We start from the raw sequence: 22,430 nt of genomic DNA, 5'->3' as shown, positions 1-22,430 counted from the left end.
TGACATTAAAAAATCCTGCTATATGAAAAAACACCTAACACTACCTAGGTAATGCCGAAGCCAGACGGCCATAGGAATAGCAAAAGGAATTAGTGGAAAAAAAGGACAGATCAAAAATCTGCCCTTTAAAAAATAAAACTACTAATTTATAACACGTTAATTGTACCTCGGATTTTAATAGGTTCAGGCATACATATCATCAAAACAAATTGTCTTGGTTTTTTTGGATGCAAGATTTCGAATCTAAATCATAAGGAATATACTAAAGCTCAAATCCAGGATTCTGGATCAGAACATCGTTATTTTCAATATCATCTACTGGAATAGGCAAATAATAATCTTGTGGCTTAAATAGACGCACTACAGATTCCGTACTCGTTTTTCTTGTAATGGAGTACGTATCAGCTGCAACATCCCATGTAAATTGAACACCAGTATATTGTTGATTTAAAAAATCACTAGCTATTCTCCATCGCTTTAAATCCCAATACCTATGTCTTTCAAATGCTAATTCCAACTTACGTTCATTCACTATATCGTCAAAGGTTATCGTACTTAACAATGGCATACCAACTCTTTCTCTAATTGCATTTACCGCATCCAAAGCATTATCAGTTTGTCCTAAAGCAAAAGCGGCTTCAGCATAATTTAAATAAATCTCTGCCAGTCTCATTATCATAAGCGGGTTATTACTTTGAACAGAAGCTACGACAGGTGTTGCTGTGTTTGCTAGTTTATAGGCTGCTAACGCCGATTGAATTCGGTTTTGACGTGGAGACGATGTAGGCACTCCAGCAGCAGAGGCAGCCGCAGGATCTGTAACTGCTTCATGAAAATATGCAGGTGCCCCAGCGTAAACCATTCCCGGATAACCAATTGAAGCTTTAAACCGTGGATCTCTAGCATCAAATAATTCTTTCAGGTCATAAAATGTATTTGGCCCTATATTGTCTTCTAAAGTTCCTGATCCATCAGGTAATTGTTCTCCTTCAGTACCATCTTTATAATCAAACCAAGTAATAGTTTCAAAATATACATTTTCAGCTGCTCCCCAGTTAGCATGGTCAGGGAGTGCCCTAGGCAAAGTATGCGTATCCAAACTATTGGTGATTCCTCCTTGCCCGCTAAACTGCTGAAACATTATACTCTCAGTATCATTAGCACTTCCAATATCGTCAAATATTTGACGATATTCAGATGATGTAGCGCCAGGTCTTAACTGGTAAGTGCCCGTACCAAAAGGTGCTGGCATTAAAAGTTTTGAAGCTTCCAAGGATTGAGTATAATAGTTGTCTGCGTTAGAAGCGCTAATGCCAACTAAACCATCCTTTTTCATAGGAAGTAAGTCATCAAACTCTGCGATACTGCCCGCATATAAAGCAGCACGGCTTTTAAATGCAATAGCAGCGTCAAGATTTGGCTCCCAACCACCCAATGGCTTATCTTCCAATAAGGCTATTGCTTTATTGAAATCACTTAATACTTGATCGTATGTTTCTTTTTCCGTACTTCTTGGGACTTTAAGTAACTCTGGGTCTAAACTTACATCTTGTATTTCTAAAATAATAGGCACACCACCATAACGTTTTACCATTTGAAAATACATTATCGCCCTAGAAAAAAATGCCTGTCCCAAACGCTGTTCACGATATTCCGTGGTTAAACCGCTATTTTCATCAGATAATCGTGCTATGGCCTCGTTAACAACACGCATTAGCTGCCATCTCCAATAAGCCATGACATGATCTGTATTGCTGCCATTAACACTACCGCCTACATCTGAATAACCGTTCGCAGGACCCCTAAATCGACCTTCAGCCCCAAGACTGGTTTCCGCATAAAGCTCATTATTTACTCTACCATACTCTGGTTGGTACACCACATCTATTCTATTGAATACATCGGCCATATAGGCATCAACTAAATTAGCATCATCCCATACCACATTTGCTGAGATTACATCCAATCTTGTTGCATCCAAAGGGTCTTGACATGCCATATTGGCCAACAAGGAAACTATAACTAAAATCTTTATTTTTCTCATTTTTTATTTTTTAGAAACTTACGTTTAAACCAAGTGTATATTGACGTTGTGCGGGGTAATTATTAACACCCCCCGTTTCGGGATCCCATGGAAATACACCTAATTTATCAAAGGTTAATATATTGGTTCCACTAACTGATAGTCTTATATTATCAATTCCAGATTTCTCCAAAATTTCATTTGGCAGAGAATAACCAACAACGAGATTCTTTAGGCGTAAGTAACCAGAATCCATAAAGTATTTATCGAGCGTTAAACTATTGGTAGGACCCGTTAAATCCCGAGGAAATTCTGCCCCAACTCCATTATTTTCAGCTGTCCATAAATTATCTACAATATATTGGTAAGGTGTGGCAGTACCGCTATTTTGCACAAAAATACCTATTTGTTGACCGCTAAAGTTCTGGTTAAAATTGGAAGCCCCTTGCCAAAACATAGTAAAATCCCAGTTTTTATATTTAAGCTCTGTGTTAAAACCATATAAGATCTCAGGTACTGTATTACGACCTATTAGTATTCGGTCATCTTGATCAATTTTGCCATCATTATTAGTATCCTTTATTTTAATATCACCCTCTCTTAGGTTAGGACTTTGACCATTAAAATAATCTATTGTTAAATTATCAATTTCTTCTTGTGTAAAAAAGCCATCAAAAGCATAGCCAAAAGTTCTATTTATCCAATTGCCACTTAGTTTATTTATGCGCTCTCTGTCCTCAGTAATAAATTCTTCTGGGTCACTAAAGTTTTTTACCCATTTTTCCCTAGACCAAGAAGCATTTGCAGAAAAATTATATTTAAAATCTTCCTTACCCCCTCTAAAATTTAATGCAGTTTCAAAACCTCTATTATCTCTTTCTTCTATATTTTCAAAAGGTAATTGGGCTCCTGACGTATTTACAATTACCACTCCAGGATCTAAAGCCAACAATTGACTTCTTTTTCTGTAAAACGCATCAACTTCTAGTCCCAACCTATTGTTCACAAATTTCATTTCCAAACCTGCGTTGTACAAATCACTTAGTTGCCAAGTAATACGGGGGTTAGGAATACCTAACGTACGTATTACAGATTGGTAATCTCCATTAAAAACATATCCGTCTTCGCCTCTTAACTGTTCATAACCATCAATATAATCATAGGTATTTGATCCATCATTTCCTAAGCGAGAATAGGACCCTCTTAATTTTAACAAGTTTATTGCCTTTGATTCCTTTAAGAAATTCTCTTTAGACAGTACCCAACCAGCAGATATTCCTGGAAAAAAACCAGTTCTAGAATTTTCTGGAAAGAATGATGATTTATCTTGTCTAAAAGACAACTCTAATAGGTATTTACTTGCATAGTCATAATTTAAACGTCCAACAATACCTGACCTTCCTAATTCTGATCCTCCGCCTGACACAGTGGCAAAATCTGGATTGTTAGCAAATAAAAAGGGAGTTGCACTAGACAATAAATCATTTCCGTTAGCACTATAATCTCTTGTTTGCTCACTAATACTTTCAAAAAGTAGAAGTGCATTTAAGTTATGTTCTCCAAAACTAGTATTATAATTTGCACTTATATTGGTAGTTAAGCGTTCAAATCTATAGGTTTGCTCACTCAATGTAGTTTGCTCTCTACCAACTTGATTTTTATAACCAGTATCTGTTAAGTACCATAAATCGTATGGCTTTGATAAAACACTACGAAATCTATAAACTTGTAAATAACCAGCTCTTCCTGTAAAACTCAACCCTTTTATAGCAGGAACTTTATACGTTAATTCTGCCGAAGCATTAATATTATCTGTTCTGGTATCATCATAACCTGCAATATCTCTCCTAGTAGCTGAGAGTGGACTACGCGGATTATCAATATTAGCTCCAGGCACTTTATCCGGATCTGGCAAAGAACTAGGGAAAGCTGGATTAGACCAACCAATGGAAAATAAATCACTTGACTCAAAAGACCTATCGGAACTTCGTAATTCACGTCTCCAGCCTAATTGAACCGCAGCAGAAAGATTGTCTGAAACCTCAAAATCTAGATTTATAGAACCATTATAACGCTCATAGCCAAAATCTCCTGATGCCCATATTGTCTTTTGATCCAAGAAGCCTATTGAGGTAAAGTATTTTATTTTTTCACTACCCCCCCTTACATTTAAGTTGTGCTGAGCCTGTGGAGCAAAACGATTAGTAATTACATCAAACCAATCCGTCCCAGGATCCCCCGCTTCTAGCAATGCCAATCTTTCACTAGTAATGTTATCAACAACCCCGTCATTACTACCATCCCTATGCTGTAAAACAGCTTTTAAATAACCTTGGTAATCTGCAAACTTAGGGTAACTCGTAAAATCAGCAAGTGAATATGTGGTATTATAAGTAACCACGGGCTTTCCCAATTTACCTCTTTTAGTAGTGACCAAAATAACACCGGCACCGGCCCTAACTCCATATACCGCAGCTGCCGCATCTTTTAAAACAGATATCGATTCTATTTCGTTTGGATCAAGTTGTGAAAAGTCGCGTTGAAAGCCATCAACAATAATTAAGGGACTTTCCCCCTGATTACCTCCTGAGCCATTAGCTCCAAAACCTCTAATATTTATTGTAGAACCATCGGCTCCGGGACGTCCTTGGCCTAGGTTAAGGTTTAACCCAGGTAATCTACCTTGAAGGTTTTGTTGTAGATTAGGAGAGGGCGTTACCGTAACATCCTCGGACTGAACAGTAGCCACAGACCCGGTGACAGTCTCTTTCTTCTGAGTGCCATAACCCACGACTACAACTTCTTCCAATCCGGCTGCAGATTCCTCCAGCACAATAGTTATTGAAGCTTGTCCATCAAGCTGCGCTTCTTTTGAAGCAAATCCGATATACGACACAACCAATGTGGCTTTCTCGCTTTCCAATTGAATTGAAAAATTCCCGTCAAAATCGGCAGTTACCCCATTGGATGTTCCTTTTTCAACAATATTTGCACCTGGCAAGGGCTGACCTTCCTGATCTGTCACAGTACCCGAAACTTCATATTGTTGCTGCTGCAGCGAAACTTCTGCGGTAGGCAAGGTATTGGTATGCCGTTCCCGAATCACAATGCGATTTTTTCTGGACAGCTCAAATTCAACAGCACTCTTGGACAAACTTTGTTTTAGAAGCTCATCCACCCCAATCTCTCCTTTCTTCAATTGTACTTGTGGAGCATTTTCAAATAGATCGTCAGGGTATAAGAAACGATACTTGGTCTGGTTTTGAATAATATCAAAGACCTCATCTACAGAAACTACCTTGTCGGCATCTATAGTTACTTTCTCCTGAGAAAATGATGTTTCCGTAGTTATCCCAAAAACGGTTGTACACAATAAAAAAATAAAGGTTTTCATCATCATAAATAGCACCCGCATCCGGACAAACGACCGGGACTGAATTAATTTAATTTTCATAAATTTACATGGTATTGGTTAGACATTGGTTTAAGTAATACGCTTTAAAGGGACGAAGTTGATGCACCGCTAAATGTTCTCCTTCGCTCCCTTTTTTAAAAATTATTTTCATTTTAAGAGTATTGTTTTATTAATAATTTCATAGTCCTTTATAACTCTGAAATTTTTTATAGTATTCAATATATCTTCTATTTTCTGATCTTTACCCAACACTCCGTTAAACCCTGCTTTTTCCAGCTCAGGATTTTCAAAATTAACATCCATATCATACCAGCGCGATAACACCTTCATAATCTCCCCTAGAGGCTTTTTTCTAAAACTAAAAACGCCGTCTTTCCATGAAATCTCGTTATAAACATTAACGGTAGCAACTTGCATGCTGTTATCATTAAGATTTAAGTTCGTTTGTTGTGAGGGTTCCAGTTCTCGTTTTCCATTTGTAGTACTAACTACAACCTTACCCTCTAACAAGGTGGTATAAATATTTGCTTCCTCCTTATAGGCCTTAATATTGAATTCGGTACCCAACACCTCAATTTCTTGGGATTTGTTGGAAACTACAAATTTTGAACCTTCATGTTCCGTACTCGGGGAAACAGCAAAGTATCCTTCTCCGTATACCAGTTCTACCTTACGGGTTTGGCCTTTTTTGAAGTACACAGGATACTTAAGTTGGGACTCCGAATTTAACCAAACTTCGGTACCATCAGATAATATCAGATGAAACTGCCCACCTCTTGGTACAGTTAAATAGTTATAGACCTCTTTTGCAATATTACTTCTGTCTGTTCCGTAGACAATTTTTTCACCAGAACTGTGAACATTTTGTGTTTTATAGGCGTTCCCTTTTCCCAAGACAACTTGAGAACCGTCATCCAAGGTCAAAGTGGCTTTGTTAGATCCAACATTAATATTATTACTAATTATTCTGGGTTTCGTTTCAATGGGCTCATTAAAACTGTTGTTCTTAAGAAAATAGCCAGTGGCCAATAAAACCGTGACAATTGCTGCAGCCGAATAGTTAATAATTTTACGGATCTTTTTTCGTCTAACAGCCTTAATCTCTTCGTCCATTAATTGCTGCAATTTGGTTTTTAATCTATTGGGATCAAATTGTCTCATTTCGTGTTCAATGGCATAATTTGTTTGGACATAGTCTTTGAACAATTTTTCGTTTTCAGCATCTTGCAACCATACTGCTAACATATCCAACTCGGCTGCCGAGGCTTGACGTGTCAGGAATTTGGTAATTAGCTCCTTTGCTTTTTTATTGCTCATTAGAAACGTACTATTTACAATTAATACGTATCAATTTTACAATACCCTAACTTTTAAATGCATTTTTTTATAAATTGCCCAAATTAACCGACTATTATTACCAAATTACCATATGCCATTCGAATATTTTGACAACCTACAATTGATTGAAGCTCTGAAATCAGGGGATTCCAATGCTTATACGTTTCTAGTGGATACGTACCATCATAAGCTATGTATTTATGCCTATAGTCTTATAAATGATGAGAAAGCTGCTGAAGACATTGTCCAAAATGTTTTTATTCGTACCTGGAAGAAACGAAATCGGTTAAAAACCGATTTTGAAATTAGGAGTTTTCTTTATAAGTCGGTCTACAACGAATTTATAGACGAATACCGCAAACAGAAATTAGTAGTTCCCTTAGAGAAAAAATATATTGATGCCCTTACCACCATGGTAGAAAATGAAGATGGACATGCCTTTGAACGAAGAATAAAATTAGTAAAACGGGCAATTCAGGACCTACCTCCAAAATGTAAAGAAATATTTATACTAAGTAAGCAAGATGGACTCACCAATTTAGAAATCGCCGAATATAAGCAAGTATCTATTAAATCGGTCGAGGCCCATATCACTAAAGCTTTTTCTATCCTGAGGCAATCAATAGGAGAGGAAATGCATCAGGTTCTATTCCTCATATTTAGAACCCTAAAAAACGATCAACTATCTATTGGAAAGAAATAGCTCCGAATATATTCTCTTCCATAGTATGCATTAATTGAACAATTAGAACATTGTTTAAGTGGCTTATAAAGAACTTATTGAAAAAGCCCTTATAATATAAAGAATGCTTAATTGCCACAAAAAATCCAACCTACTAAATAGATTGGATCCCGTTTTTGTTAGCCCCCTTCGGCTCCGCTCAGGGTAAACCTCTCTTACTAAATGGTTAAAAAATAAAAAAGACAGCCTTTATGACTGCCTTTCCTGGTAATTATCAACATGTACTGTTGTTGTTCCAAAGACCATTATGAGTTATCCTCAACTGTAGCTTCAGGTGCATTTTTCTTAACAGAAGCAATACCATTTTCCATGGCAGAGGAACTTGAATACATTTCGCTTTTGCCGATTACTTGACCATTGGATGCCTTGAGGTTAAAGTATGGGCTGCCATCTTTGGCCGTATTGCGCTCATATCTGCCATCTTCTTGCGAATTTGTTCTTACGGATGATATCCCGTTATCACAAGCTGCTTTGGTAGTATACGCCTCACTTCCCAAAATGATCTGTCCATTGGATGCCTTTAAATTGAACCGAAACTGTCCGGATTTGTCTTTTTTAATTTCAAATTTTCCCATTTGTAATATTTTATTTTAAGACTTAAATATAATATATTTTTTGACGTTCATTTGAATAAATGATCTAGCGCCCACGATAAGATCTGTTATAAAACATAATAAGAACTTGGTTTATAGAAGACATTGGACAATTTTTGCATAAACACAACAATCGGTCAAAATCCGTTTGACACTGTAGAATATGCCTTAAACAAAAAAATCCAACCTATTTTCATAAGTTGGATTTCCACTTTTGCTCCCCCTCTTGGGCTCCCTTCGGCTCCGCTCAGGGTAAACTTCTCGCTCCAAACGGGTAAAAATAAAAGAGCCACACTTTCGTGCAGCTCTTTTATTTTTTGCTCCCCCTCTTGGGCTCGAACCAAGGACCCTCTGATTAACAGTCAGATGCTCTAACCAACTGAGCTAAGGAGGAGTGTATTTTTATCGCCTAAGCGGGTGCAAATATAAATGTTTTTTCAAATACGCCAAACAAAAAATGGCTGTTTTGCACCTAAATTTTAAAAATATTTATTTCCCCTATAAAAACTTCTTGATGATATTCCAGATATCGTTCCCAAATACCACTGCCATAAGCCCCATAAGTATAACAAAACCAATTATTTGGCCGGTTTCCAATACTTTTTCACTAGGCTTTCTACCAGAAATTATTTCATACAATAAAAACATTACATGCCCCCCGTCCAATGCCGGAATTGGCAGAATATTTAAAAATGCCAACCAAACCGAGAACATGGCCATAAAGTTCCAAAAGAAGGTCCAATTCCAAGTTTCCGGCATTAATTCTACAATTCCAATTGGTCCTTTAACCTGTTTGTAAGCACCTGTTTTGGTATTAAAGATTACCTTAAATTGCCTTATTTGATCCGTCAATACCTGAATGGTACGCTTATAGCCCGCAGGAATGGCCTCAAGAATACTATAATTATCGGTAACCCTAATATCGGTAATATCCAACTCTATCCCTATTACAGCTTCATCGGGAACAGTCAATCCCAAATGCTTGGTAGTACCGTTCCTTAATACGCTAATGTCTAATTCCTGATTGGCAGAGCTCTTTATTTTTGTTACCAATTCATCCCAAAACTCCGTGGACTCCCCATTTACCCCAATTATTTCATCTCCTGGCAATAGGCCTGCTTTTTCGGCTACCGAATTGGGAACCACTTTAGCAATTATCGCCTTTTTTCTATAATCCAAGAAATTTTTACCCTGGGTAGCAAAAACGGTCTCCTTGCCTTCATCCGACAAGGGAACGGTAATTTCCTGGCCATCCCTTTTAACCGTTACCTCATCCCCAAGAATGATATCTAAAACCGCCTCGTTGAATTTTCTGGTCTTCTTATCATCCACCATTAAAATTTGATCTCCGGTCTTCAACCCCAACTGTTCTCCAATTGAGTCCACCAGAATTCCATATTTTAAATTATCGGACGGTATATAGGTATCACCATTACTTGCCAACATAGTAGTATATATTACCCAAGCCAACAAAAAGTTTACAATAACCCCGCCTGTCATTATGATAAGACGTTGCCAAGCCGGCTTGGAGCGGAATTCCCAGGGCTGCGGCTCCTGCTTCATTTGCTCGGTATCCATACTCTCATCGATCATTCCGGCTATCTTTACATAACCGCCCAAGGGCAACCAACCAATTCCGTACTCAGTATCCCCAATTTTCTTCTTGAAAAGGGAAAACTTGACATCAAAAAATAAATAGAACTTTTCTACTTTCGTCTTAAAATATTTTGCGGGAAGAAAATGGCCCAATTCGTGAAGGATCACCAAAATGGATATGATAAGTACAAACTGTACAATCTGTATTGCTAACGTCATTAAGTATTTTTTTTAAAACTTTAAAAACGCACAAAAGTACATTATTACATGGTCTTAAAAAAAAAACTATTCCCCCAAAGGTCTTTTTAAGAAACATTTAGTAGGGATCGCCCTTTAGTTGCTTGAAATATATTGCCGTCTACCTTACCTTTACCAAAAAAAAATGCGTTCGTTTTTTGCCAAATTCAAATTCTTCGGCATTGTACTTCTGATAGTTTCGGCTGTAATCATTACCCTCTTTTACAATGCCCTTCAACCTAAAGAAATTCTGCCTGTCTATCAACCAGCCATGGTAAACTTCGAATTGGTGGACAGCACCCTGCAGCACGTAAAAAAATACCACACCATTGCCGATTTTGCATTGACCAATCAGAACGGAAAATTGGTGACCCAAAAAGACTACGAGAACAAAATTTATATTGCCGATTTTTTCTTTACCACCTGCCCTACTATTTGTCCTATAATGACAAAAAATATGGCCGGACTTCAGGACAAAATTATGAACGACAATGACATTCTACTGCTTTCCCATTCGGTTACCCCTGACATTGATTCCGTTCCCCAACTAAAAAAATATGCCTTGGAAAAAGGGGTCAAGGATAGCAAATGGAATCTGGTTACGGGCGACAAGAAGCAGATCTATGAACTAGCCAGAAAATCTTACATGGCCGTTAAGACCGATGGCGATGCTGGTCCTTACGATATGATCCACACCGAAAACTTTATTCTGGTAGACAAGGAACGTAGGATAAGGGGATTCTACGACGGTACCAAAACGGAAGAAATGGAGAAATTACTGAACGATCTGAAAATATTGAAATCAAGCTATGAAGAGTGATAGTTCAAGTTATTCAAGAAAATGAAAAGATCAAAATATTAGATTGCCTTTCCTAATCCAAAACTCCAAGTCCCAACTCTGTTTCTTTGAAAATAATAGCTACTTGGCATCATTCCGAAGCAACAGACCATTAAAGCATCAACTTTTTATAGTTTTACCCTCTTACTTCATCTTTTTCTTTTATTTTTGTGCTTAATTAAAATCAATCTAAATAAAAATTGACTACAACTGTAGCACATTTAAGGCGAGGGCAAAAGGGAATCATCAAGGAATTTGCCGATGGAATTCTTCCCATTAAGCTATTGGAACTAGGTTGTCTACCGGGCAACGAAATAGAATTGGTACAGGTAGCCCCTCTTAAAGACCCCATATACATTAACGTTAACGGCACCCATATCGCTATTAGGCGTTCCATGGCCGCCTTAATAGAGTTAGAAATTATTGAAGATTCCCCACTATGAGCAAACAGATCAAGGTTGCGCTTATAGGCAATCCCAATACTGGTAAAACTTCGGTCTTTAACCAACTTACCGGATTAAAACAAAAAGTAGGGAACTACCCAGGGATTACCGTAGAAAAAAAGGAAGGGGTCTGTAAATTACCCAGGGGTGTAAAGGCCCATATCCTGGATCTCCCAGGTACCTATAGCCTTAATACTACTTCCTTGGACGAGAGCGTAGTTGTAGAACTATTGCTCAACAAAAATGACAAGGATTTTCCGGATGTTGCGGTCGTAATAAGCGATGTTGAAAACCTAAAAAGAAATCTTCTTCTCTTTACACAGATCAAGGACCTTAAAATTCCGGTGATCTTGGTCATCAATATGGCCGATCGTATGTCCAGAACGGGTATTTCCCTGGATATTGAACTATTGGAAGAAAAGCTGGATACCAAAATTGCATTGGTAAGTACCAGAAAAGGGACAGGTATAGACCGAATCAAAGAATTGATCGCCGATTATAAAAATCTGTCCATTACCCCCAATGTAGACACTACGGTAATTGCGCCCGAGTATTTTGAAAAACTAAAGGCCACTTTCCCCAAAGAAGATCTTTACAAACTATGGCTGGTTATTACACAGGATGTAAATTTTATGCCCATAGAAAAGAATCCGATCAACATTGCCGCCTCTTTTGCCACCAAATCCAAATCCGAATTAAAACGACTTCAACAAAAGGAAACCATTCTTAGGTATCAATTTATAAACGGTATCCTAAAACAGGCCTATAAGGTAGATATTAACGCAGCCAAAGGTCTCAGGGCCACCTTGGACAAGATCTTGACGCACAAAATATTCGGATATCTTATATTTTTCGTCATCCTACTGACTATTTTCCAAGCCATATACGATTGGAGCAGTTACCCAATGGATTTTATTGACGAATCCTTTGCTTCTGCCAGTGAATGGGTCAAGGACACTTTACCCCCTGGGGTATTTACTAATTTGATAGCGGAAGGAATTCTCGCTGGAATAGGTGGAATCGTTATTTTTATTCCCCAAATAGCCTTTTTGTTCTTTTTTATTGCCCTTTTGGAGGAATCTGGCTATATGAGCCGGGTTGTTTTTTTAATGGACAAATTGATGCGTCCCTTTGGTTTAAGCGGTAAGAGCGTAGTGCCTTTAATTTCGGGAACGGCTTGTGCAATTCCCGCCATCATGGCCACAAGGACCATTGAGAACTGGAAGGAGCGACTTATTACCATTTTGGTTACCCCCTTTACTACCTGTTCTGCGCGCTTACCGGTTTATCTGATCATTATTGCCCTGGTAATCCCAGAAGGAAGATTTTTGGGCCTAAGTTATCAGGCCTTGACCTTAATGCTCCTGTATCTAATGGGGTTTGGCGCAGCTATATTTTCGGCGATGATCTTGAACAAGATTATGAAGATCAAGAGCAAGACCTTTTTTGTCATGGAAATGCCCAATTATAAGTTACCACTTGTGAAGAATGTGGTGTATACTGTGTGGGAAAAGACTAAAAGTTTTGTACTGGGTGCGGGAAAAATTATATTGGCCATCTCCATTATTCTATGGTTTTTGGGCTCCAATGGCTTTTCCAATGATTTTGAAAATGCCGACGAAATTGTAAGAGAGCAAATTGAAAAACAAGGATTTTCGGATTTTAATAAAACCAATATTGAAAGTACAATGGCCTCCTATAAATTAGCCTTACAGGATAGCATTGAGAAAAAAACCTATGCTTTGGACCAAACAGCACTAATGGACTCCCTAAGCGTAAAAGAAATGGCCTTAAAAGAAAAGGCTACCCACCAGGAAATTGCAAGTTATAAACTGGAAAATTCCTATATGGGATACATGGGAAAGGCCATAGAACCTGTGGTGCGCCCGTTAGGGTATGATTGGAAAATTGGTATTGCCGTCCTTACTTCCTTTGCCGCAAGAGAGGTCTTTGTGGGTACCTTGGCTACCATCTATAGCGTGGGCAGTGATGAAGAGGATACTATAAAGAACAGAATGGCCGCCGAAATCGATCCCAAAACAAAAAAACCTTTATTTAATCTGGCCTCAGGGATATCCTTGTTGCTTTTCTATGCTTTCGCCATGCAATGCATGAGTACGCTCGCCATAGTAAAAAGGGAGACAAATACTTGGAAATGGCCTGCAGCCCAGCTGGTTTTTATGAGTCTTTTTGCGTATATTGTAGCATTGATTGCATACCAGATTTTAAAGTAATCCGGACGATCAAAAAAAGGAAAAAAAGTAACGGACTTTGGTTCCGATAGATAAATAAGCAGCTTTAAACTTTTATCTGTTCAACGTTCAAAACGAATAATAAAAATGAGTATTCTTCAACACATACTGGTCTATATCACAGTTGCCTTGGCATTCGGGTATCTCGTTAAGAAATTCCTATTGCCAAAATCTTTGTTTGCAGGAAAAAAACGAAACTCCAAAGCCTGTGGTGATGGGGATTGTGGTTGTCATTAATCTTGTATTACAACCCATTTAATTCCCTCAACACCTATTACGACCAGCTGAAAAAGTAGAATTGTGTCTTAAAATAATCACAAGTCCATTGGATTCAGAATTCCAATTCCTTAATTTGGTGTTCCTTAGACCTCTTCTATGCTATTAAATAGAACCTTAATTACTACTTTTCTAATTGTATTTGGATTTTGCTACAATCAGGCCCAAATTGTTACCTCTGTTGTAAAAGACTCCGCAACCCAACAACCTATACCCTACGCCACCGTACAATTATCCAATAAAAAAGGGGTGATTACCAATGAAGAAGGCCGTTTTAGTTTACAGATCGATCCAAACACCAAGGAAACCGACTCCCTTTTTATTTCATGCATGGGATATGAAGCCTTGGGCAAGCCATTGAACGAATTCAAGGAAAGTGTCATTTTTTTAAGTGCAAAACCCATAGAGTTAAATCCTGTTATTGTAAGTAATAAACAATATACTGCGGAAGAACTTATTGAACAGGTAAAAATCAATATCGACAGAAATTACAGTACCAATCTCACTAAAAAACGCGTGTTTTTCCGGGATTCCTACCATCAAACCCTCACAAAAAGCAACTATACGTTCAAGGAATCTACTATAGAGGCCCTAAACAAGAAATTCTTGGACAGTGTACTAAATTCCATCCCAAGAAAATCCAGTCGATACACCGAGATCCTAGGTGACTTTTATGGCAATTTTGAAGAGGACAACCAAAAACTGACCCTAATAAAGGCTTCGGACCTTTATGATAAGCAAAGTGAATTGGACCTGACTTCCTTGGAGGAAAAATTCAATGACATTCTAAAGAAAAATATTAAGCCCGATTCCTATTTCAAAATAAAATCGGGACTATTTGGCACTAAAGTGGACGCGGACGAATTTATGACCTTCGCAACCGATTCTACCGATGCCGAGGCCCTGAAGAAGGAACTGGCAGAAAAGAAAAAAAAGGAAGAAGAGCGCAAGAAGAATTTTGCCTCCTTTAAAAAGGGAAGTTTGGGGAAAATTATGGAAAAACAGTTCTTTCTCAAGGATTCCGACCTCAACTTTATCAACAAAGACAATCGCTACGATTTTAAGATGATAGATTTTACCTATTGGGGCGATGATGCGGTGTATATTTTGGATTTTGAGCCCAAAAGGGGTGCGGACTACAAGGGAAGGCTATATATAAATGCCGATGATTTTGCCATTATCCGGTTAGATTACAACAATGTTAAATCATTAAGAACCTTTAAACTTTTAGGTATTTCCTTGGATCAATATTTGGACAGGGGCAAAATGATCTTCTCTAAAAACGAAGACGGATTTTATTATTTGCGCTATCTGGAAGAGGAACTGGGCGCAAAAGTGGGAATAAAAAGACCTTTAAAGATAATTGAACTGAACAAGCGAGTAAAAGGAAGGAACAAACAAAATGAACTTCACTTAAAATTGGATATGGCCAGCAGCGGCATAAATAAGCACGAACTTATCCTTTTTGATACTGAGGATATCACGGAACAAGAATTCAATTCCATTAAGGAAAATAACACGGTACTTCCGACCTATATGCCAAATTATGATCCAGAATTTTGGAAGGGATATAACATTTTGGAACCCAACCAGGCTATTAAGGATTTTACCGCCCAAGTGGAGATTGATTGAATACTACACTAAATTTTGGATAAAGGAATAGAGCAATAAGCCCCATCCCATTACCAATAGTAATCCTCCAATTGGCGTAATAGGCCCCAGAATCCTGATCTTCTTCCCCTTGGCCGCACTTATGGAAAGACCATAAATACTAAAGGAAAAAAGAAATATCCCAATAATAAAACAATAAATCATATAACGTTCCAAGGCGGTTTCCAGGTTAAAGTTAAATCCTAAAACCAACAACAAAATGGCATGGTACATTTGATACTTTACACCTGTTTCAAAACTTTTTAACTGTTGTTCATTCAATGTCTTTTTTAGTGCGTGCGCCCCAAAGGCACCAAATACCACCGCTAAAAGACCATAAAGGGAACCCATTACATGAGCTATAAGTACCATAAAACTGTTATTACAAAGGTTAAAACTATATCTCCTAATTGAACTGCATCTTCAAATCCAAGTCCCTATTCAAATTAAAGGCACACTCCCTATAGCTGGGAGGTCCAAATGCCTTGATCTTGGCGTTGGAGAAGGCAACGGATTCCTTGGGGATTCCCAACCAATTTGTATCCAACTTGTCGTTTCCGTTTTCGTCATGAAAAATGGCAACGGCGTATTCCCCGTTGGGAAGATCCATAATCTTGAAGTTGGTGGTTGCCTCCTGTGCTGCAATCCGGTCTACCTTAAAAACCTCTTCGAATTTTAAAAATCCCTGGGAGCGATTATATATAGCAATATTTATATTCCCCAAAGAAGATTTCACGCCCTGTACTTCTACAGAAAGGTTGTGTTGGGACATCCCTAAAAAGGGAAAAGCAAACAGCAATAGCCAACTATATTTCTTCATGGTTACAGCAAAATCTACACCCAAATACAACATCTATTGTTTGGGCGGATTAATTTTATTGGACAAAAACTGATACATAAGCTCGGTTTCGGTACTATCGGGCATGTTTAAAAATAATTTCATGGAATCCTTATAGACCAACCTGATCTTTTGTTGGGATAGTTTATCTACATAAACATATACTTTGTTCGTACTTAGGCTATCCTCCTTAAAAACGCCCTTTTCCCTTTCCTTAACAGAGAAACCATTGATGCGCTCCATAGAAGGTATCTTTTCCACCATAGTAACACTATCCATATCGGCATATGGTATTTTTACGAAATATATTCCGGACAATATTTCCAGCTCCTCCTTTTCTGTCTTTACCCAATTTTTGTAATGTGCCGTAAAAGCTAGGGCCACAACAATTATTGTGACCACAATAAGCAAGTTGAGCAACCAATGTCTTTTTTCAGTTTTTCCCATATTATTAGTGAAGATAGACGATTAATTTATAAAAAATAGAACATTTCAACTAAGTCCAACATCCAGTGCCATCATTATTATAAAACCTCCTATAAAACCCATAGTGGCAATGTCCGTATACTTGTCCTGTTGCGTTTCCGGAATTACTTCTTCCACCACCACAAATATCATTGCACCGGCCGCAAAAGAAAGTGCATAGGGCAAAATGGGCTGAAATGTAAGAACGGCCCAAGCCCCCAACACTGCGGCAATGGGTTCTACCAAAGCAGAGGCCTGACCAAACATAAAGCTCTTTCTTCGGCTTAGCCCCTGTCTTCTCAATGGCATGGCAACAGCAAAACCCTCCGGGAAATTTTGGAGGCCTATCCCCAGGGCCAAAGCCACGGCACCGCCAATAGTAGCCCCGTCAAATCCTGCGGCCACACCCCCGAATAATACCCCAACGGCAAGTCCCTCCGGAATATTGTGCAAGGTAATCGCCAAAGTTAACAAGGTGGTTTTATGCCATGGTGTTTTAATACCCTCCTTTTCATTTTCCTTAAAGTTGATATGCAAATGCGGCAAGACCTTATCCAATCCAAAAAGAAATAATGCCCCCAATAAAAATCCAACTGCCGCCGGAATTACTTTTACAAATCCCTCCCCAGGGCTCATTTCTATTCCCGGTGCCAAAAGACTCCAGAAGCTGGCGGCTACCATAACCCCTCCGGTAAAACCCAACATCCCGTCCAACACTGCACGGTTCATGGTCTTAAAGAAAAAGACCAGTGCAGCTCCCAGAGCTGTTAATCCCCAAGTAAATAAGGTGGCATAAAAAGCAGCCAAAATAGGGTCAATTGCTTCAAAATAATCAATAACCTCCTTCATATTTCATCACTGGCTTTAATATACAAATTAGAAGCAATGACATGTGAAATTTGCATTTTTCTGCCATCAATCTCAATATTCAAAGAACCATCAAACTCTTCTATCTCCATTACCTTTATCTGGTTCCCCAAAGCTATGCCGTTCTTATCCAGGAATTTTAAAAAGGTAGCGGACGAATCCTTGACGCCAACACATACCCCTCCTGTATTTACGGGGACTTCACTCAATAACTCCCTGTCCCTTTCCTTAAATCCACCGTTCTTGTCGGGTATGGGATCTCCGTGTGGATCAAACTTAGGATATGCCAACAACCGATCTAGACTATCTATAAGTTTATCACTTTTAATATGCTCCAACTGTTCCGCCACTTCGTGCACCTCATCCCAGGAAAAATCCAACTTCTCCACCAAAAATACCTCCCAAAGTCTATGTTTTCTAATGATGTTCAATGCCGTTTTGTTTCCTAAGGCAGTCAAAGAAACCCCTTGGTAACGCTTGTAGTTTACCAGGTCCTTTTCGGACAGTCTCTTGATCATATCCGTAACCGAAGAAGGTTTGGTTTCCATTAGTTCAGCAATAGCATTGGTGGCTACTTCCTGGGTGCCCTTTCTTCCTAAATGAAAAATAGTCTTAATATAGTTTTCTTCCGAACGTGTCATTAAATACTTATTTACACAAAAATACATTTTTATTTATAAAAACAAATTTTTAGATTTGTCTAAATTTTAATTTAAATTGATGAAAAATATATTGTTGGCAAGTCTTCTTTTACCCCTTTTAAACCTTTATTCGCAAACCGGAACATTAGTTGGTACGGTCATTTCCGATGGGGAGGTTTTGCCCTGGGCCACAATACAACTTAAGGGCACCCAGCTAGGTACCACTACTGATGAAGCCGGGAAGTATATCCTTGAGGCCCCTTTTGGAACCTATACCGTGGTATGTAAAAGCATAGGATACAAATCCGTGGAAAAAGTAGTTACGCTAAACAACTCCCTTCCCTTGCAACTAAATTTTCAATTGGATGAAGATGTAATGGGGTTGGAACAAGTAGTGGTAACGGGTACCCGGACAGACAAAAGACGTACGGACTCTCCTGTAATCGTAAATTTGATCAATAGCAAAACATTGGATAATGTAGTGGCAACCAATCTTTCCGAAGGCCTAAGATTTCAACCTGGCCTACGTATTGAAACCGATTGCCAAACCTGCAATTACACCCAATTGCGCATAAACGGACTACAAGGAGGCTATTCCCAAATCCTTATCAACGGGAGACCCATTTTTAGCCCTCTTACCGGTTTATATGGCATGGAGCAAATTCCTACCAATATGATAGAACGCATTGAAATAGTCCGAGGAGGCGTCTCGGCCCTGTATGGATCCAGTGCCATTGGGGGGACAGTAAACGTGATGACCAAGATTCCAAGGAAAAACGATTATACCCTCACCTATACTTACCAAAATATGGGAAATAGCAGTAACGACCACCTTCTTGTTGGAAATGCAACTGTAGTCAACACCAAAAGAAATGCCGGAGCTACCTTTTTTGTCAGCAAGCGGGACCGTGACACCTATGATGCCAACGGCGATAATTTTTCTGAGCTACCACAGCTAAAAAACAATTCCTTTGGCACCAATTTCTTTTATATCCCTCAAGAAAACCAAAAACTGGAAGCGAGTATAAGTAGTATTAATGAATATCGATATGGTGGTGAGATAGTGGATAAACCCGCACATTTGGCACAGCAGTCGGAAGAAAGGACCCATAACGTGCTTATGGGCAGTTTGGATTATCAGATTAATTTTAATGAAGAAAAAAGTGCTTTGATACTCTATTATGGGGGTCAATATACCGATCGCGATCATTATACCGGCATCATACCGGACGAGGAACCCCAATTGGGCCAGTTTTATGCGGACCCTCCCTATGGCATATCCAATGTTACCACCCATCAAGGGGGGGCACAGTACAATCATAGATTCAACTCCTTTTTAGGGGGCAAGACCGTATTTACCCTTGGTTCCGAGTATGTATATGACGAGGTGTTGGATATAATTGAAGCCTATAATTACAAAATAGATCAGACCACAAGAAATCTTGGAGGTTTTGTACAGAATGATTGGGACATAACTTCAGATTTAAATTTTCTTTCAGGATTTAGAATAGACCAACACAACCTCTTGGACAAGGCCATTTTAAGCCCTAGGCTTTCCTTGCTGTACAAATGGAAGAAAGAGACACAATTAAGACTGGGCTGGGGCACAGGTTTCAGGGCGCCTCAAGCCTTTGATACCGATTTGCACATTGCGTTTGCCGGGGGTGGCATTTCGCGCATATCCCTATCGGATAATCTAAAAGAAGAACGCTCCAACAGTTTTACGGCATCAGTGAATTATGACAAGGCAAGGGAACACTTTATTGCAGGGTTCACCTTGGAGGGATTTTATACGCATCTAAATGATGCCTTTTATCTTTTCCCATTGGGGGAAGACCAATTTGGTGAACGTTTCGAAAAGAGAAATGGCAGCGGTGCCACCGTAAAAGGCATTACCCTGGAAACAAGGGCTAATTTTGATTATTTGCTACAGATCGATGCCGGCCTGACCCTACAATCCAGCCTCTTCGATGATGCCTTGGAGAATATTAAAGGCTTGGAAACCAAACGGGAATTTTTAAGAACCCCCAATAATTACGGTTACGCTACCTTTACCTATACGCCCACCAAAAAATTGAGTGCCAGCGCCAATATAGTATATACAGGTCCTATGGAACTGGTCCATTTTAGTGGAGAAGGAACCGGGCAGGCTCTGGATGAATACACCAGGTCCCCGTCTTTCACGGAACTGAGTCTCAGGCTTGGGTACAATTTTGAATTTTCCAATATGGATACCGGTATGGAGGTTTTCAGCGGGGTAAAAAACTTGACCAACGCTTATCAGGACGATTTCGACCTAGGTAAAAATAGGGATAGTAATTACGTTTATGGCCCGGGGGCACCCAGGACAGTTTTTGTTGGACTAAGAATAAAATCATTGTAATAGGCATGAAAAATAAGCTGACCTTATTAACACTCGTTTGTCTATTTAACGTTGGCTCCGGTATTACATATGCCCAGGTAAAGAATGGGATACAATGGATCAGCTTTGAGCAATTGCACGATTCCCTAAAGGTGCATCCAAAAAAAGTATTTATCGATTTTTATGCGGATTGGTGCGCTCCCTGTCTAAAAATGGATGAAGTAGCTTTCAAAAACCCTAAGGTTATCCATAAACTCAACAACGACTATTATGCCGTGAAGATGAATGTGGAAACAACGGATACCATAGTTTTCGGGCAACAAAGTTTTATCAATAAGCGGGCCAATAAACGCAATCCCATACACGAAATCCCGCTTCTTTTAGCCAGTAGAAAAGATGCTCCCTTTACCTTGCCCGCTATGGTTTTGATGGATTCCAAATTTATTGCCCAAGCACGCTATTTCCAGTATCTGGATGCAGAACAATTACTCTCAATACTGGAAAAAATGCCCTGAACACCGCTAAATTTATATCGTTCAGGGAAATGTAAGTTCTATAAATAGAATTTGTACTTTTGGATTGCATCCTAATGATGGATGTCATATCATTTATTAACTCGGCTTAATTCCTAGACAATAGAGCGTATTTCCATGGCAACCTACGATTATATTATTATTGGCGCAGGGGCCTCTGGCTTGTTACTTGCAGATGCTTTGGGCAAAGATAATTTCTTCGCACAGAAATCAATTCTGTTGTTGGAAAAAAATTGGAATAAACAGAATGATCGTACCTGGTGTTTTTGGGAAATTGGCCAAGGTAATTTTGATGCCATACTACATAAGATCTGGGACCATATTTTTGTAGGAGATAATGAATATTCCAAACATACTCCCATTGCACCTTATAAATATAAGATGCTTCGTGCAAAGGATTTTTACCATACTTACCGCAACAAAATAAATCACCATCCCAACATCACTTTTTTGGAAGGGAATGTTGTCCACATAGAGGAGAGGGACAACCAAGTAATTGTCACCACTGATTCCCATTCCTTTATCGGCAAAAAGGTGTTCAATAGCATATTCGACTATAAGCCCCTGTTGCAACAAAAGAAATACCCGGTCCTACAGCAACATTTTATAGGGTGGTTTATAAAATCTGATAAACCGGTTTTTGATAGTCAACAGGCTACTTTTATGGATTTTTCTATCCCTCAAAAAGGAAACACCCGCTTTATGTACGTGTTGCCATTTTCCGAAACCGAAGCTTTGGTGGAATACACCTTATTCTCCAAAAATGTACTTCCCGATCAAGAATATGAAGAGGCTATAAAATCCTATCTTAAGGATGATCTAAATTGTAAAGAATACGAAATAATAGAAAAGGAAAAAGGAAGCATCCCAATGAGCTGTTATGATTTTAACATCCACAACAGCAAAAACATTTTGCATATTGGGATTGCCGGAGGATGGGCAAAGCCAAGTTCGGGCTATACCTTTATACGTACACATCAAAAAACAGGAGCTTTAATCCCGTTTTTGAAAAAAGACAAACCACTAAATACCTTTTTTAAAAAGGACCGATTTTGGTTTTATGACCTACTATTGTTGGATATACTCCATAGGAACAACAATAAGGGAAGGTTAATTTTTGGACAACTGTTCAAACAACGGAAAGCCCAAAATATCTTTAAATTTTTGGATGAAAAAACCAGCCTTTGGGAAGACTTAAAAATTATAGCGGCCTGCCCCAAAAAAGAATTTATCCAGGCCCTTATACGTCGGGTATTTTAATTTAACAAGCAATATTTTATAATATTGATTTATACACGTATATTTTATTCTTTTTAAGACC

At 38.7% G+C, this 22,430-nt stretch carries 19 protein-coding genes and 1 tRNA gene; 9 read left to right on the top strand and 11 right to left on the bottom strand.

What is annotated here, in order from left to right; all coding sequences use genetic code 11:
* Window positions 1-262: 262 nt before the first annotated feature.
* The 3 genes from MWU82_RS01220 to MWU82_RS01210 all read right to left on the bottom strand — a co-directional run bounded on the left by MWU82_RS01220 (window position 263) and on the right by MWU82_RS01210 (window position 6,755).
* Window positions 263-2,044 carry a RagB/SusD family nutrient uptake outer membrane protein gene (locus tag MWU82_RS01220; RefSeq protein ID WP_247094936.1) on the bottom strand — a complete coding sequence of 594 codons (1,782 nt, stop codon included), beginning with the start codon at window positions 2,042-2,044 and terminating at the stop codon, window positions 263-265.
* A gap of 10 nt (window positions 2,045-2,054) precedes the next feature.
* The gene (locus MWU82_RS01215; protein WP_247094935.1) at window positions 2,055-5,477 is read right to left on the bottom strand and encodes a TonB-dependent receptor; all 3,423 of its coding nucleotides are present in this window, start codon (window positions 5,475-5,477) and stop codon (window positions 2,055-2,057) included.
* Between the two features lie 108 nt (window positions 5,478-5,585).
* Window positions 5,586-6,755 carry a FecR family protein gene (locus MWU82_RS01210; RefSeq protein WP_247094934.1) on the bottom strand — a complete coding sequence of 390 codons (1,170 nt, stop codon included), beginning with the start codon at window positions 6,753-6,755 and terminating at the stop codon, window positions 5,586-5,588.
* 112 nt (window positions 6,756-6,867) lie between these two features.
* Here MWU82_RS01210 and MWU82_RS01205 point away from each other — a divergent pair, with 112 nt between their 5' ends.
* The gene (locus MWU82_RS01205) at window positions 6,868-7,479 is read left to right on the top strand and encodes an RNA polymerase sigma-70 factor (protein ID WP_247094933.1); all 612 of its coding nucleotides are present in this window, start codon (window positions 6,868-6,870) and stop codon (window positions 7,477-7,479) included.
* Window positions 7,480-7,763: 284 nt separating this feature from the next.
* On the opposite strand, the gene MWU82_RS01200 is transcribed toward MWU82_RS01205, so the two are convergent.
* From MWU82_RS01200 to rseP, 3 genes are all read right to left on the bottom strand, one after another.
* On the bottom strand, window positions 7,764-8,093 hold the full coding sequence (locus tag MWU82_RS01200; RefSeq protein ID WP_215947759.1) for a YegP family protein: 330 nt from the start codon (window positions 8,091-8,093) through the stop codon (window positions 7,764-7,766).
* 338 nt (window positions 8,094-8,431) lie between these two features.
* Window positions 8,432-8,505 (bottom strand) — tRNA-Asn (locus MWU82_RS01195).
* A 104-nt stretch (window positions 8,506-8,609) separates the two neighbouring features.
* On the bottom strand, window positions 8,610-9,926 hold the full coding sequence (gene rseP / locus MWU82_RS01190; protein ID WP_215947737.1) for an RIP metalloprotease RseP: 1,317 nt from the start codon (window positions 9,924-9,926) through the stop codon (window positions 8,610-8,612).
* A gap of 163 nt (window positions 9,927-10,089) precedes the next feature.
* On the opposite strand from rseP, the gene MWU82_RS01185 reads away from it, so the two are divergent.
* The 5 genes from MWU82_RS01185 to MWU82_RS01165 all read left to right on the top strand — a co-directional run bounded on the left by MWU82_RS01185 (window position 10,090) and on the right by MWU82_RS01165 (window position 15,385).
* Window positions 10,090-10,764 (top strand): SCO family protein, encoded by a 675-nt coding sequence (locus tag MWU82_RS01185; protein WP_215947736.1) that lies wholly within the window; start codon window positions 10,090-10,092, stop codon window positions 10,762-10,764.
* 218 nt (window positions 10,765-10,982) lie between these two features.
* A complete protein-coding gene (locus MWU82_RS01180; protein WP_103438986.1) occupies window positions 10,983-11,225 on the top strand; it encodes a FeoA family protein in 243 nt (80 codons plus the stop codon).
* Window positions 11,222-13,459 carry a ferrous iron transport protein B gene (gene feoB, locus MWU82_RS01175; protein ID WP_215947735.1) on the top strand — a complete coding sequence of 746 codons (2,238 nt, stop codon included), beginning with the start codon at window positions 11,222-11,224 and terminating at the stop codon, window positions 13,457-13,459. The genes MWU82_RS01180 and feoB overlap by 4 nt, the downstream gene beginning before the upstream one ends.
* 105 nt (window positions 13,460-13,564) lie before the next feature.
* Window positions 13,565-13,714 (top strand): hypothetical protein, encoded by a 150-nt coding sequence (locus tag MWU82_RS01170; protein WP_178346947.1) that lies wholly within the window; start codon window positions 13,565-13,567, stop codon window positions 13,712-13,714.
* Window positions 13,715-13,852: 138 nt separating this feature from the next.
* Entirely contained in the window at window positions 13,853-15,385 is a 1,533-nt protein-coding gene (locus MWU82_RS01165; RefSeq protein ID WP_215947734.1) for a carboxypeptidase-like regulatory domain-containing protein, read from the top strand.
* 3 nt (window positions 15,386-15,388) lie between these two features.
* Here the strand turns inward: MWU82_RS01165 and MWU82_RS01160 are convergent, their stop codons facing one another.
* The 5 genes from MWU82_RS01160 to MWU82_RS01140 are packed head-to-tail and all read right to left on the bottom strand — an operon-like array spanning window position 15,389 to window position 18,214.
* Window positions 15,389-15,775, bottom strand: coding sequence for a DUF423 domain-containing protein (locus MWU82_RS01160; RefSeq protein ID WP_215947733.1), 387 nt, complete (start codon window positions 15,773-15,775; stop codon window positions 15,389-15,391).
* Window positions 15,776-15,809: 34 nt separating this feature from the next.
* Window positions 15,810-16,223 (bottom strand): DUF2141 domain-containing protein, encoded by a 414-nt coding sequence (locus tag MWU82_RS01155; protein ID WP_215947732.1) that lies wholly within the window; start codon window positions 16,221-16,223, stop codon window positions 15,810-15,812.
* 33 nt (window positions 16,224-16,256) lie between these two features.
* Window positions 16,257-16,688, bottom strand: coding sequence for a hypothetical protein (locus tag MWU82_RS01150; RefSeq protein ID WP_215947731.1), 432 nt, complete (start codon window positions 16,686-16,688; stop codon window positions 16,257-16,259).
* Window positions 16,689-16,733: 45 nt separating this feature from the next.
* On the bottom strand, window positions 16,734-17,555 hold the full coding sequence (locus tag MWU82_RS01145) for a ZIP family metal transporter (RefSeq protein ID WP_142190254.1): 822 nt from the start codon (window positions 17,553-17,555) through the stop codon (window positions 16,734-16,736).
* Complete coding sequence (locus MWU82_RS01140) at window positions 17,552-18,214, bottom strand: metal-dependent transcriptional regulator (protein ID WP_215947730.1); 663 nt, start codon at window positions 18,212-18,214, stop codon at window positions 17,552-17,554. Before MWU82_RS01140 ends, MWU82_RS01145 begins: the two co-directional genes overlap by 4 nt.
* Before the next feature lie 79 nt (window positions 18,215-18,293).
* Here MWU82_RS01140 and MWU82_RS01135 point away from each other — a divergent pair, with 79 nt between their 5' ends.
* The 3 genes from MWU82_RS01135 (at window position 18,294) to MWU82_RS01125 (ending at window position 22,369) form a co-directional block, all read left to right on the top strand.
* Window positions 18,294-20,597, top strand: a complete 2,304-nt coding sequence (locus tag MWU82_RS01135; RefSeq protein WP_247094932.1) for a TonB-dependent receptor — start codon at window positions 18,294-18,296, stop codon at window positions 20,595-20,597.
* Between the two features lie 5 nt (window positions 20,598-20,602).
* A complete protein-coding gene (locus MWU82_RS01130) occupies window positions 20,603-21,091 on the top strand; it encodes a thioredoxin family protein (protein ID WP_247094931.1) in 489 nt (162 codons plus the stop codon).
* 135 nt (window positions 21,092-21,226) lie between these two features.
* Complete coding sequence (locus tag MWU82_RS01125) at window positions 21,227-22,369, top strand: lycopene cyclase family protein (protein ID WP_247094930.1); 1,143 nt, start codon at window positions 21,227-21,229, stop codon at window positions 22,367-22,369.
* Window positions 22,370-22,430 lie beyond the last annotated feature (61 nt).

The organism is Arenibacter sp. S6351L (assembly GCF_023016025.1).
Classification (GTDB): domain Bacteria; phylum Bacteroidota; class Bacteroidia; order Flavobacteriales; family Flavobacteriaceae; genus Arenibacter; species Arenibacter algicola_B.
Note: the sequence above shows the minus strand (reverse complement) of the source record. Positions and strands in the feature narration are given on the sequence as shown.